The 14,334-nt window shown below is 41.1% G+C and carries 12 protein-coding genes; 5 read left to right on the top strand and 7 right to left on the bottom strand.

From position 1 onward, the window contains the following. Positions 1-18 precede the first annotated feature (18 nt). Entirely contained in the window at positions 19-1,569 is a 1,551-nt protein-coding gene (locus LXL81_RS23935; protein WP_234649626.1) for a M20/M25/M40 family metallo-hydrolase, read from the top strand. A 141-nt stretch (positions 1,570-1,710) separates the two neighbouring features. Here LXL81_RS23935 and LXL81_RS23930 read toward each other — a convergent pair whose 3' ends face one another. Beyond that, positions 1,711-3,102: a glycoside hydrolase family 105 protein gene (locus tag LXL81_RS23930; RefSeq protein WP_234649624.1), complete on the bottom strand. Its 1,392-nt coding sequence runs from the start codon at positions 3,100-3,102 to the stop codon at positions 1,711-1,713. A 176-nt stretch (positions 3,103-3,278) separates the two neighbouring features. Here LXL81_RS23930 and LXL81_RS23925 point away from each other — a divergent pair, with 176 nt between their 5' ends. The 4 genes from LXL81_RS23925 to LXL81_RS23910 all read left to right on the top strand — a co-directional run bounded on the left by LXL81_RS23925 (position 3,279) and on the right by LXL81_RS23910 (position 7,646). Then, the gene (locus LXL81_RS23925; RefSeq protein ID WP_234649621.1) at positions 3,279-4,670 is read left to right on the top strand and encodes a M17 family metallopeptidase; all 1,392 of its coding nucleotides are present in this window, start codon (positions 3,279-3,281) and stop codon (positions 4,668-4,670) included. Positions 4,671-4,877: 207 nt separating this feature from the next. Further along, complete coding sequence (locus LXL81_RS23920; RefSeq protein ID WP_234649619.1) at positions 4,878-6,092, top strand: acetyl-CoA carboxylase biotin carboxylase subunit family protein; 1,215 nt, start codon at positions 4,878-4,880, stop codon at positions 6,090-6,092. A gap of 277 nt (positions 6,093-6,369) precedes the next feature. Beyond that, the gene (locus tag LXL81_RS23915) at positions 6,370-6,921 is read left to right on the top strand and encodes a hypothetical protein (protein WP_234649617.1); all 552 of its coding nucleotides are present in this window, start codon (positions 6,370-6,372) and stop codon (positions 6,919-6,921) included. Positions 6,922-7,031: 110 nt separating this feature from the next. Beyond that, positions 7,032-7,646 carry a transposase gene (locus tag LXL81_RS23910; RefSeq protein WP_234649615.1) on the top strand — a complete coding sequence of 205 codons (615 nt, stop codon included), beginning with the start codon at positions 7,032-7,034 and terminating at the stop codon, positions 7,644-7,646. A 334-nt stretch (positions 7,647-7,980) separates the two neighbouring features. Here LXL81_RS23910 and LXL81_RS23905 read toward each other — a convergent pair whose 3' ends face one another. The 6 genes from LXL81_RS23905 to LXL81_RS23880 form a co-directional block, all read right to left on the bottom strand. Then, positions 7,981-8,415 (bottom strand): nuclear transport factor 2 family protein, encoded by a 435-nt coding sequence (locus tag LXL81_RS23905; protein ID WP_234649613.1) that lies wholly within the window; start codon positions 8,413-8,415, stop codon positions 7,981-7,983. Positions 8,416-8,486: 71 nt separating this feature from the next. Continuing rightward, entirely contained in the window at positions 8,487-9,755 is a 1,269-nt protein-coding gene (locus LXL81_RS23900) for an MFS transporter (RefSeq protein WP_234649611.1), read from the bottom strand. A gap of 70 nt (positions 9,756-9,825) precedes the next feature. Then, positions 9,826-11,355, bottom strand: coding sequence for a tagaturonate reductase (locus LXL81_RS23895; protein WP_234649609.1), 1,530 nt, complete (start codon positions 11,353-11,355; stop codon positions 9,826-9,828). A 36-nt stretch (positions 11,356-11,391) separates the two neighbouring features. Beyond that, on the bottom strand, positions 11,392-13,305 hold the full coding sequence (locus LXL81_RS23890; protein ID WP_234649607.1) for a glycoside hydrolase family 88 protein: 1,914 nt from the start codon (positions 13,303-13,305) through the stop codon (positions 11,392-11,394). 55 nt (positions 13,306-13,360) lie between these two features. Then, positions 13,361-13,795, bottom strand: coding sequence for a cupin domain-containing protein (locus LXL81_RS29190; protein WP_310589611.1), 435 nt, complete (start codon positions 13,793-13,795; stop codon positions 13,361-13,363). A gap of 29 nt (positions 13,796-13,824) precedes the next feature. Continuing rightward, positions 13,825-14,169, bottom strand: coding sequence for a cupin domain-containing protein (locus tag LXL81_RS23880; protein ID WP_234649605.1), 345 nt, complete (start codon positions 14,167-14,169; stop codon positions 13,825-13,827). Positions 14,170-14,334: the final 165 nt, after the last annotated feature.

The raw sequence follows: 14,334 nt of genomic DNA, 5'->3' as shown, positions 1-14,334 counted from the left end.
CCAAAAGATCATAAAAGAATGAAAAAACTATCCGGGCTTTCACTGGGGTTACTATTGATCACCTCCACATTAACACAGGCGCAAACAAAAGATCCTGTTGTGGAAGGCATTGTAAAAGAAGCGACAGAAAATTCGCAGCTGGAAAAACTGGCGCACGAATTAATGGACGTGATTGGGCCACGCCTCGTCGGCTCGCCACAAATGCAGCAGGCAAACGACTGGGCAGTAGCGAAATACAAAGAATGGAGCATTTCTGCGAAAAATGAAAAATGGGGAGAATGGAGAGGCTGGGAGCGGGGCGCTTCGCACATTGATATGGTTTACCCGAGAGTGAAATCTCTGGAAGGAACGCAGCTGGCATGGAGCCCTTCGACAGGAGGGAAAACGGTAACTGCTGAGGTTATCATAATTCCGGATCTGGCTGATTCTGTTGCTTTTGCAAAATGGCTTCCTTCTGTTAAAGGCAAATTTGTGATGACAAGTATGTTGCAGCCCACAGGCCGTCCCGACTATAACTGGCAGGAATTTGCAACCAAGGAATCTTTTGACAAAATGAAAAAAGAACGTGATGCACAGACGGAAGCCTGGACAAAACGTATTGCCAAAACCGGATATAATGGACGTACACTTCCGGCAGCTTTGGAAAAAGCCGGCGCAGCAGGCGTTGTTGGGTCATTATGGTCAAAAGGATTTGGGGTTAATAAAATCTTTGGTGCATCAACCAAGAAGATTCCAACGGTGGATATCGCCCTGGAAGATTATAGTTTGTTATATCGTCTGGCAGAATCTGGTCATACACCAAAAATCAGTGTAAAGGCTGATTCAAAGGAAAACGGTTTGGTACCAACTTTCAACACCATTGCCGAAATCAAAGGAAGCACAAATCCGGAAGAATATGTAATACTTTCCGCGCATTTTGATTCATGGGATGGCGGTACCGGCGCAACAGATAATGGAACCGGAACTTTGACGATGATGGAAGCCATGCGTATTTTGAAAAAAGTATATCCAAATCCAAAAAGAACGATTCTGGTTGGGCATTGGGGAAGTGAAGAACAAGGTTTGAATGGTTCCCGCGCTTTTGTTGAAGATCACCCTGAAATTGTTAAAAACATTCAGGCGGTTTTCAATCAGGATAATGGAACGGGCCGTGTTGTCAATTTATCAGGACAAGGATTTTTGAATGCTTATGATTATCTGACACGCTGGTTGTCGAAGGTTCCGGATGCAATCAAAGCTCCGATTGAAACGAAATTTCCTGGTGCCCCGGGCGCTGGCGGATCTGACTTTGCTTCGTTTGTGGCAGCTGGTGCTCCTGCGTTTTCTTTGAGCTCTTTAAACTGGTCTTACGGAAATTACACATGGCATACCAACCGTGATACTTATGACAAAATCGTTTTTGATGATGTCCGCAGCAATGCAATTTTAGCAGCCATTATGGCTTATCAGGCCAGTGAAGATCCTGCTAGAACTTCCCGCGAAAAAAGTGTCCTTCCTTCTAATGCAAAAGGTGAGCCTGGTGTCTGGCCAGCGGTTAAGAGCCCTACGCGGAAAGGCGGAGTTGAATAATAATTATTAAGGCCGGGTCGCCGGTGCGATTAATTGTTAAGGGTTAATGATTTGCCGAGATATTTTTTAGAATATTCTGATATACTGGGAGCCAGATTTTGCGTCTGGCTCCCTTTTTGGCTCTTTATAGGTTACACGAATTCATTTTTTCTGTAACAATTGAAGAGAACTGTCATTGATTTCAAATGCCTTATTGGTCAATAATGTAATCACTTCTGCGCCGGCCATGATTACGGGGCCATAACCGTGTGCTGCAAAGGGACTGATGGGGCGGTGGTAATAAAATGCAGGGTCAAATCCCATTCCGGTTCCAACGCAGGTGCCTTCCACTTGCCCTTCTTTATTAATTTTTGTGGAAACGGCGTTCCATGCCAAAAGTGTCATCGGCGCATAAGTAAGGCCGTCGATCCAGCCATTGTTGATTGCTTTTGCAAAGGCATAAGCATAAATCGCAGTTGCGGAAGTTTCCAGATATGAATCATTTCTGTCCAGCAATTGATGCCAGAAACCTGAACCGGATTGGTAAGAAGCCAGGCCGCGGACATGTGCTTTTAATAGTTCAAGAATTTTTGGCCGTCCGGGATGGTTTGCAGGCAGTACATCCAGCAACTCCACTTTTGTCAGAATCGCCCAGCCATTTGCACGGGCCCAGTGAAATTCCGGATGTTCGGTCATGCCTTCTACCCAGCCATGCATATATACACCTTTGCTTTTGTCAAACATTCTGCCGGAGATTTGCAAAACCTGTTTTACGGCTTCATCATAATATTTCTTATTTCCTGTCAATTTTCCCATTTGTGCCAAAGCCGGTACCGCCATGAATAAATCGTCAAGCCAGATCGTATTTGGCTGAGGTCTGTTTCTGGCCAACGAACCATCTTTCAACTTGTGTTCTTTGTTTAAAATATAATCAATATGGCTATCGATCAACGGACGGAAATCTCCCGTTGTTCCGGCTCTGGTTGCTTTGATCATCGCCGCACACATGGCACCGCAATCGTCCAGCGCATGTGGATTTACTAATCCCCGCAGCGGTCCGGCTGTACCCCAATCGGCGTGTTCTGCACTTGTCTTTTTGAAATAAGGAACAGATTCTGCAATAAATTGAAGTCGCTTATCCGCATATTCTTTAAATTTTGGATCGCCGGTAACCTGGCTCGCCAGTAGCATAGAAGAATAGGTAACGCCCCATTCATAACTCACAATCCGGTAATCACCTTTTTGCAACGCTGTATTCTGATCGATTTTGGTAAGATCTGTAACTGTTTTTCCTGTTTTTGTATCAACAAAAGCAGTAGGCGTGACCTTGTCTAAATATGCATGAATACGATTTAAATCATTGACGATACTTTCTTTTTTCACCAAACCATAAGGCACCGGATAATCCGGCTGTAATAAGTGTAATGGTGTATTGGAATCATTCGCCTTTGTTTCATTTCTTTGAGCAACAGCATTTTGTGCGTACCCGGCCAATAATGAGGAAAGAATAATTCCCTGGTATATAAATTGTTTTGATAGACATTTTGCACACATATATTTTCTTGGTTATTAGTCAAAAATGGTATTATTTCTAATCACAAATGTGATCTTTTAAAGTTTGCTTACATTCCCGTACTCTCCTGTTTGTTTCAATAAATTTTCATGAAATTTAAATTAAGCCAGGACTATGCTTAGCTTTGAATTAATGCCAAACTACAAATTGAATTGATATGCATTTGATACAAACCATAGAAGCACAAGCCAACATACTTCTACTTCGCACTTTCGAGTCCGGTTCAGAGCCGGAAAATCAGCAGGTTTTTAAGGCTGAGAAAGGAGAAATCTGGTGGCCTTTGGAAAGTGAAATCTGGTTAGGTCTGGGGAAAACTCCGAAAATTCCTGCCATCCTGAAAATCTTCCGTTCGCTCTTCTTTAAACGTAAAGACCGCTGGCCGGAACAGATCGTTCTGGATGCAAAAGGTAAATCCGCAGACTGGATTGAAGCCGCTGTCAACGGTTTAATTTTAGGCGGGTATAACATTCAGCTTTACAAATCAGAGCCGAAAGTTTTCAGTAACTTTTTTGAAGAAACTGGCAAACTTTTCATTTTGGTTGATGAAGTTTCTGAGGAAAATGAAACAGCCATAAATCTTGCACATAAAACGGCGTTGACCCAAATCCGAATCATGGATTTGATGAATGCCCCTTCAAATTACAAATCCCCGGAAATATTGGGTGACTGGGCCATTGAGTCCGGTGAGAAGAACGGATACAAGGTTACCGTTTTTGATAAAGATAAACTGGAAGAACTTGGCATGGAAGCGTTGCTTTCGGTCAGTAAAGGAAGTGATGTTCCGCCGGTTATGATCGTCAGCGAATATAAACCGGAATCTTATCAAAAAACAATTGCGCTGGTTGGAAAAGGTGTCACTTTTGATACCGGAGGTATTTCCATCAAACCTTCTGCCAGTATGCACTTGATGAAAAGTGACATGGGCGGTGCGGCGGCCGTGCTGGGAATGGTTGAACTGGCCGCACAATTGAAATTACCTGTCAGGATTATCGGCATAATTCCATCCACCGAAAATTCCACAGACGGCTCCTCCATGAAACCGGGTGATGTAATAAATTCCTACGCAGGAAAAACAATTGAAGTGATTGATACGGATGCGGAAGGAAGGTTGATTTTGGCGGATGGAATTAGTTATGCCGTAAGAGAATTTAAGCCGGATGTAGTCATTGACCTTGCGACTTTGACGGGAAGTGTCATTCAAACGCTTGGTTATGAGGCAGCAGGACTTTTTAGTTCAAGTGATAATCTGGCTGCCGATTTGATAAAATCAGGAGAAAAAACAGGTGAGCGTTTGTGGCGTTTACCGATTTGGGATGAATATAAGGAAGAGATTTCTTCGGACATTGCTGACCTGAAAAACTATCATGGAAAACCATTGGCTGGTGCTATCGTAGCTGCGAAATTTCTGGAAGTCTTTACAGATGAGCATCTTGAATGGGCGCATCTGGACATTGCCGGAATGGCTTTTGGCGAAGCAGAATTTGCTCCGGGAAGAGCCGGAACAGCGTTTGGTATCCGTTTATTAAGAAATTATTTATCAGCCTTGTAATACACGTTTGGTTAAAAATAAATAATGGCTTGCTTTAATTTCAATTATTTCAGACTATTATTCTAAATTTTAAAATGACGTAAATTTAACTGCGGCTTTACTTGATTAGTAGCTTGTTTTTGTTAGATTTGAGAAAGGAAGTTTTTCATGCAAAGTTTCCGGAGCTGGAAAATTTGGCATACATACCTATCACATTAATCTACTTTTATGGCGCGTCCTTTAACTTTTCTATGTATTTCCACTTATTTCAAAGGGAATGATTTTCTGAGAGCCTGCAAAAATGCAGGTAATACGGTTTACTTATTGACGGCTAAAAAACTGGATCAAAAACCTTGGGCGCGTGAATCGGTCGACGAGTTTTTTTACATAGAAGAAGGAGAAGATAAAACATATAATATGGACGAGGTCGTCACCGGCCTTGCGTATGTCATGCGCAGCCGAATGGTTGATCGCGTAGTGGCGCTTGATGATTTTGATGTAGAAAAAGCATCTCTGATCCGTGAATATTTCAGGATTCCGGGTATGGGACAAACCACCGGGAAATATTTCCGTGACAAACTGGCCATGCGTACCAAGGCGTTGGAGTCAGGAATTTTGGTCCCGGGTTTTTGTGCGCTTTTTAATGATGATATTATCAACCGTTTTATAGACGAACATCCGGGTCCCTGGATGATCAAACCTCGTTCAGAAGCTTCGGCTACGGGTATTAAAAAAATGCATAACCGCGAAGAATTGTGGGAGACAATTCATGAGCTTGGTGATAAGCGTCATGCCTATCTGGTGGAACAATTCAAACCGGGGGATGTCTATCATGTTGATTCTCTGTCGATGAATGGGCGGGTGATTTTTTCATGGAACAGTAAATATCTGGCTCCTCCGTTTGACGTAGCGCATGGTGGCGGAATCTTCAGATCGGTCACAGTTCCTTTTGATTCCTCAGAAGCACACGCACTGGAAACGATTTCTATTGATGTTTTGAAAGCTTTTGGATTGAGACACAGCGCCTCACATACAGAGGTGATCCGCTCAAAAGATGACGGGAAATATTATTTTTTAGAAACTTCTTCCCGTGTCGGAGGCGCGCATTTATCCGAAATGGTTGAGGCTTCTTCCGGCATCAATTTATGGAAAGAATGGGCGAAGATGGAAACAGCTGAAGCAAATGGCGAAAGTTTCAAATTGCCACCGGTTCGGAAAGAATATTCAGGAATTATCATATCACTTACCCGTCAGCAATGGCCGGATATGTCGGTTTTTAATGATCCGGAAATTGTTTGGAGAATGGATGAAGAATATCATGTTGGTTTGGTGGTCCGTTCAAAACAAAGAGATAAGGTGATTGAGCTTTTGGATAAATATGCCGAAATTATTCAGAATGACTACCATGCTTCGGCTCCCGCCCCAGACAGGCCTTCACATTAACTATATTATCTTATAAGTTTTAATATTAAGATTTTGTAAATGAGTATATTAGTATAATTTATGGCTCATTAACATATATTTCAAATATTTTCCAGGCATTCAGATTGTTAGAATTATTACAATCCGAATGCCTTTTTACATCTCCATACATTGGGAAAGAGCTCCGGATTAGAAGCAGAATGTTAGAAGATGATTGAGTGAAGTACTAAAAGAATTCTATTCTTATATATACTAAACAGTACGCTTGACATTACTCATCTCTAACCCACATTACGCTATGTTGCACTTTACTAAATCATTTTATCTGCTTGTCCTTGTCTGTTTTATCTTTTTTGGATGTAAAAAAGACGATGAGATAGTTCCTAAAAATATCGTTACTTATGATGGTACTGAGTTTGAATTATCCAGCGGTCTTATTCTGTACTTTGGTCAATTATCATCAAGTCAAGTAAATGCACAGGTTTTATTCCTTTACTCCTCTGGTATAAAAATTCACGAAAGCGGAGGGAAAATTGATTCAACATCTGGTATAGGCCATACGGTGTATTTTGAAATATTCAGTCCCACTTCTACCATATTAGGTGATGGCGAATATACATTCGACCCATATTTCACTTATAAAGAAAAGACGTTTAATAACTCCTACACCGTTTTTAACGCCAATTACTCCACTTCACAAGGTGAATTCCACGAAATTATGTCAGGGAAAGTTATCGTAAAAAAAGATGGGAATGATTACACCATCACGTTCGATTGTAAAGAAGATCTCGCCGGTAAACAGCTGACAGGATTTTACAAGGGAGCGTTGAAAGTGTATGATGAAAAATAGATTTTTGAAGAGGTTTATTGAGTATAACTGTTAAGTGTTTAAATCAGAAAGTCATTACTTTTTGACAAATCTGCGTCAGTAACTTTTACTGTTTCAAATTTGTGAAATGTATGAGTTACTACGATCCAAAAATTCATCACCGCAGGTCAATACGACTAGACACGTACGACTATTCCCAGGAAGGATTATACTTTGTAACCTGTTGTTGCCAGGATCGTGAATATTTCTTTGGCGAAATAATTAATAGTGAATTAATTCTAAATGAAGCTGGAAAACTGATTGAACAGGAATGGATGAATCTGTCTGATCGTTTTCTTAATATCCGCCTGCACGATTTTGTCATAATGCCAAACCATTTTCATGCGATTTTGGAATTGGTAGGGGCGACCCTTGTGGTCGCCCGGAATTCTCCGGATATTCCTACAAGCAACCACAATTTCGAAGAGAAAGGGCCAGGGCGACCACAAGGGATCACCCCAACGGATACCTCAGCGGATACCCAAGTGACTGCCCCAACGATAGGAGACATCATTTCCGCTTTTAAATCCATCACGACCGTAAAGTACATTCATGGTGTGAAAACCGCTAACTGGCCAAAATTTAATAAAAGATTATGGCAGCGTAATTATTACGAACATATAATCCGAAACGAAATTGCATTAAATAACATAGCCAATTACATCATTGAAAATCCAAAAAGATGGAATGAAGATAGATTCAGGTAGGGGCGACCCTTGTGGTCGCCCAAATCTCTCAATCCCCTAAAGATATTGAATTGGATAATACGTATACCGAAATAACCTTATGGATACTGGAACCAGGGCAACCACAAGGGATTGCCCCAATTGCTAATAATAATTTTTTGGATACTGGAACCAGGGCAACCACGAGGGATTGCCCCTACTGCTAATAATTTTTTGGATACTGGAACCAAGGCAACCACGAGGGATTTCCCCAACTGCTAATAATAATTTTTTGGATACTGGAACCAGGGCAACCACAAGGGATTGCCCCTACTGATGCCCCAACGAGGACGAATTGCCCAACGATCTGGATAAATTATGACAACTTAAACGCCTGTCTTCCAAGTAAAATCCAGTTCCCCTTCATTTTTTGCCAAACATAAAATACGCCCAGCTTCACTGCGGCCGGTTCTTTACCTTTATTATGCGTATCACCCATTAATTTGTGACGAACAATGGCAACATCACCTGAAATTGAGATTGTCTGATCTGAAAGTTCAATACGTGTGAAATGTGATTCTCCACTGGTAATGGCGCGAACGAATTCTTTTTGATCTTCCAAAAGGCCACTTGAATGTCCGTAAGACAATGACGGAGATGTTAATTTGGTTAAAGTTGCCCCATCTGCATCTACAATTGCTTTTCTTAATTTCTCAATCGCTTGGCCAACCGCTTTTTCATCAGCACTTTGTGCAAATGTGATCAGAGTTGAAAACAAGAAAAATGCAGCAACAAAAAATGTTTTTTTCATAATTTCACAAAAAAATAATTCGTTAAAATGTTTTTAAACTCAGGAATGAAAGGCGTTTGCTTAGAGCTATACTAAATGTTAACCTGTTCCATTTTTGGTGCAAAAAAGTGCATTACAGTCCAGGCAAGCAGATATGCAAAACCGCAAATTATGAAAATAATATTATAACCGGCACCAATATTTCCTGCCGTTTTATAATTGTCGAGAATAATACCTACCATAAGCGGAAAAAGTATCCCGCCTACTGATCCGGCCATTCCACCGATACCAACCACAGAACTCACTGCTTTTTTAGGAAACATATCAGAAGCTGTTGTGAAAATATTAGCACTCCAGGCCTGATGAGCGGCCGCAGCCAAACTAATCAGAAATACTGCCTGCCATATATTGGTTGTATATTGAGCCAGCATAATTGGGGTAACCAGAAATGCAAAAATCAGCATAGAAGTTTTTCGCGCACGAAAAATGGGCCAGCCTTTTTTAATCAATGCTCCTGACAGGTAACCACCGCCGATGCTTCCAATGGTTGTTGCAGTATAAACAATTACCAGTTCCAGACTTGGCTTGGATAGGTTTAATTTGAATGCCTCTGCAAAATAAGAAGGAAGCCAATAAAGGAAAAACCACCAGATTGGATCCGTCAGCATTTTACCAAAAACAAAAGCCCAGGTCTGGCGCACTTTGAAAAGATCAAGCCATTTTACGGGAGCTTCCTTGCTGGTGTCCGGTTCGTTATCGCTATGAATATATTCAAATTCAGCCTGGTTGATCCTGGTTTGTTTTGCCGGAACTTCATAATAAATAAACCAGAAAATTAACCACACAAAACCAAGTGCTCCGGTGATCAAAAACGCTTCCTGCCAGCCATATGATCCCAATAACCAAGGAACCATGATGGGTGCGACAACAGCTCCAATGTTAGCTCCTGAATTAAAAATACCCGTTGCCAGTGCCCTTTCTTTTTTGGGGAACCATTCTGCCGTTGCCTTGATCGCGACCGGGAAATTCCCCGCTTCTCCCAATCCAAGTAAGGCACGCATAAACCCAAAACTCATTGTCCCGGTAGCGGCAGCGTGTAAAATGGCCGCTATACTCCATACTATAACCGAAATAATATAACCAAGTTTGGTACCGATTTTATCAATAATAGCCCCAAAACCAATAAGTGAAACCGCATAGGCAGCCTGAAAAGCCATTACAATATGACTAAAATCCTTCTCCGTCCAGGCAAAATCAGCTTCAAGTGCTGGTTTTAATAAGCCCAGAACCTGTCGGTCCAGATAATTGATCGTAGTGGCAAAAAACAAGAGAGCTACAATACGCCATCGGTACTTCGTCATTTGGGTTTCCATTTTCGGAATTTCGGTTGTAAGCATAATTGCGACGGGATAGAGTGACTGGAATTATAAATTATATTTTGGCGTATTCAGCTTTTGTTAGAAACTCAGCCAATGTTTGGGCAGTGCCAAAGGTGACCAGAGATTCTAAATAGTGGACGACATTATCCTCAGATACCCCCAATTTTGTAAGATCAGTCCCCCAAACAAATGCATCTTTCAGTATCAGATGCGCCATTTCAGATAAGGAAGATAGTTGCCATTTTTGGTAAAAATAAGCGGCTTTTTGATCATGGATCAGATAATAATTTCCATTGGAAAGTCCGTAATAGTTGTCACCGTCTTTTCTGGCAGCCTTCATGAAAAAGATATACACTGCCAAACCAAAAGTCATATATTCAGGTGCAACGCCATATTCTTTGTGAAATTCAATAAATGAGGGAACAACCCGGGAAGTGATTTTTGCAGAATAATTGTGTGTAATATTAATCCATTTGTGCCCGATATACGGATTTCTGAAACGATCCAGAATCAACTTGCTGAATTTTTGTGTCCGCTCGGTACTAACCGGATAAGGAATAGCGACAGCAATTTCGTTATGGATTAAATTGGTTATAAAAGCAGAAAATAATTCATCTTCCATGGCTTCGGCAACCGTTGGGAAACCGCTGAGATACGCCAGTCCGCAGCCCAAAGTATGCACTCCGTTCAATATCCGAAGTTTTAATTCGCGGTATAACTCAATATCGGGTTCTATGATCAGGCCCGGATCTACCTGACTGAATGATAGAATTTCTCTTACTTTTTTATCACCTTCAATCGCCCAAAGTCCGTAGTATTCCGAGATGATCATCAAGTCATCTTTGTAACCAAGTTGCTCTTCAATTTCCTTTTTTACAAAATCATCCGGCCTGCCCGGAACGATGCGGTCCACAAGAGAATTACAAAACGAATTACACTGTTCGAGCCAGTCGATAAAGGCGCTTTCCAGTCCGTTTCTATGAGCAAGTTCCAGTACAATGGATTCCAGTTTTTTTCCATTGTCAGAGATCAGTTCAGTAGGAACTATGACAAGTCCGGCATCCGGATTTCCACCAAATGCTTTGAAACGGGTATATAAGAACGCAAGCAATTTTCCCGGATACGAAACTGGTGGCCATTGATAAATATCGTCCTGAACTAATTGAATGCCAAGTTCTGTGGTATTGGAAAATACAATTTTGATAGCCGGATTTCTTGCGCAATCCAGCACCAGCGACCATTGGTTTTTGGCTGAAATTACTCTGCTGATTGAAGACGAAATAATGTTTTCCTCTACCAGCTTTCCATTTTGAACGCCTTTCATGACAAGGGTATACAAATTATCCTGCCGTTCAAAAGCTTTTAAATCACCCTGATCTGTTGATTTAACGACGACAATCCGGCCGTTAAAAATTCCCTGACGGTTGGCTTTATCTACATAATAATCGGCCAATCCACGGAGAAATGCACCAGTTCCAAACTGAATGATTTTCTCCGGTAATTGAAAAATAGAGTCATCCGGGACGATCACGTCAGGATTATTCCGCAGCCGCCGTAAATGTTCACGAAATAATTGATTCATAATTTGTAAATCTTGATCATGATAAACGGCTCATTTTTAATTTTTTACAGATTGTTTTAACAACCAGATCGAAAGTTCTTTCGCAGCATCAAAGTTTTGAAAGCTGTTGTCAATTCTTCTTCCATCCAGATATTCATTATAGATCCACGGATCACCAATCGCGAATACGGTTCCTTTCCCGTATTTAGAAACTGCCATAATAATATCTCCATGATCTGTCAAGGCAGATTTTGCATTATTTGTTAAGGAAAGCGGTGATAGTTCTTTGATGTATAACTTCGTTGCCGAAGTGAAAATATTCCGGTCCGTAGTTACGTCAATTCGTCCTTGTTCGAATTGCGTTCCCTGCACCATATTCCTGTTCTTATTAGTAAACTGAATACCGAAAACTTTCGCCAATTCATTGAAATGTGGTATTTCACAGTTTGAAGTATCATTAGCCATCAGCATTAAAACGCCGCCTGCTTTTACCCATTTTTCGATTTCCGTAATGTCTTTTTGCTGAATAAAATTTGGCGCATTCGTTTCTTTTTTTGTGTCTGGATCTACGATGATATACACATCGATTCTCTTTAAATTTTCAGTCGTTGGAGCGGCCGGGATGGATACCGTTTCAGCGCCCAGATCACGATAAATATTTCCCCACAGCCAGAAGCCGGAATGTTGGCGGTCTTCCCAGGTATAATGAAACGGCTCTTGTTTGCCCGTAGCATTTTTTCTGAATTCGTGATTGAAGTAATAATCCAGAGCCACTTTTTTGCCTTTTCCAATATTGTTTTCAGCAGCGATTTCCATTTCAACACTGGCCATAATAAATGGCCCGACTCCCTTCAGATCATTTTTACGGATCGGTTCGCTGAGGTAATATTCGTATGAGCCATCGCGGTAAGGTGTGCCGCCAAGCCCGCCGACGCTAACGGTTTTGTCAATAGTGATCAATCCGTCGGATTCTTTAACGATAAATGTTTTCAATATTCCTTCATAACCGCGTTTGGCGGTCGCGGCATATGTGGCGGGAATGTATCCTAGCCGCACTCCTTTTGCCAAAGCGTAAACAAACATACAGGATGCAGAAGCTTCAAAATAATTCCCCTTACGACTGCCCTGATCAACAATCTGATACCATAAGCCTGAACTTTTATCCTGATATTTTGCCAGGACCGGTGCCAGCCTTTGAAGGTATTTTATCAATTCAGCGCGTTTGGGATGGTCTTTTGGGAAATAATCCAGCACTTCTACAAGGGCCATTGCATACCAGCCGACGGCCCGTCCCCAGAAATGCGGCGAAACTCCGGTCTTTTTATCTGCCCATTTCTGTTCTTTGCTTTCGTCGTAACCATGATAAATTAAACCCGTTTTTGTATCAACGGCATGTTTTTCAATCAACTCAAATTGTCTGGCGATGTCGTCAAAATGTTCAGGATGATTAAACAGCAGACTGTATTCTGCCGCAAACGGTTCCGCCATAAAAAGCCCATCCAGCCACATCTGGTTTGGATATCGTTTTTTATGCCAATATCCGCCTTCTTTGGTTTTGGGCTGCTCTTCCAGTTGTCTCCAAAGAAGATCTGCCGCTTTTTTATATTTTTCTTTACCCGGTTGTGTTTGTTGATAAGCAGTTAATAAAGCTCTGCCCGGAGGAAGATTATCCAGATTCAGATCATCAGGCTTGTAAGTTCTGATACTTCCGTCTTCTTTCACATATTGATCAAGATCTTTACGGATATATTCAAAATACTTACCTTCTCCTGTTCTGTACCAAACTTTTTCTATTGCTTTCAGCATCAATCCCTGTTCGTAATCCCAGCGCGTAAGTGTACTTTTTCCTACCAGAATTGAATCTTTATTTCGGGTAATAAAGGAATCTGCCATCCGTTGTGACCACGGAGCCTGAGCATTGGCTGTTATTGATAAAAAACAAAAAAGTAGAAATGTAAGCGTTGGTTTCATGCGGAAAGGAATAATATTGCTCTTTTAAAATCTGATAAATGCGTAGAGGAGGATTTTATTTTACGAATTCTTCACGCATGGGTGTAAACATATCAATCAAAACACCCGCTTCCAGACAAACTGCCCCGTGCATCACATTGGAAGGAATATAGAAGCCATCGCCCTGTTTTATAATTTGTTTTTTATCACCGATAGTAACCTCAAAAACGCCGCTGACAACATAGCTCATTTGGGTATGTACATGTTTGTGTGGTGTTCCTATTCCACCTTTTTGAAAATCAATTTTCACCATCATCATCGTTTCGTCATAAGACATGATCTTGCGCTTCAATCCGCCGCCAAGGTCTTGCCAAGGAATGTCCGCATCCACAATAAATTGTTTTCCATTGGCTGCTTTGGCCTGAGTATTTTGCGCGAAGGTTTGTGTCGCCGAAAGAAAAAGTATTGAACAAAAAAGCGATGTTTTGAGAATCTGGATAGTGAATTTCATTTTTAAGTGTCAAATGATGAGTAGTAAGATTATTTCGATATGAAATCTTCACGGTATGGGGTGAAAATGTCAATTAACGTTCCTTTTTCAATGCAAAAAGCGCCGTGAACAAGGTTGGGTGGGATAAAAAAAGCATCTCCCTGTTTCAGGATTTTTTTATTTTCTTGTATTGTAATTTCAAAAATGCCGCTGTCCACATAACTGATTTGTCTGTGTACATGATTGTGTAGGGAGCCAATTCCGCCTGTTTGGAATGCGACTTTTACCATCATTACATTTTCATCGTAAGACATAATTTTTCGTTTCACGCCTCCGCCCAAATCTTCCCAATCGATATCTGAATCGGTTATAAATTGTTTTCCTCTTTGGTCCATGGTTGGTTGATCAAGTATTACGGTGCGCTGCACCTTTCTGATTTTGAAAGTTTATATGCGTGTTCTACAAGTATTACGGTGCTCCGCACCTTTCTGATTTAGAGTATTTATTGCGTGTTCTATAAGAATTTTGATGCTCTGCACCTTTTTGATTTTGAATATTTA

This window comes from Dyadobacter sp. CY356 (assembly GCF_021440195.1).
Classification (GTDB): Bacteria; Bacteroidota; Bacteroidia; order Cytophagales; family Spirosomataceae; genus Dyadobacter.
This window is presented reverse-complemented; position numbering and strand designations above follow the sequence as displayed.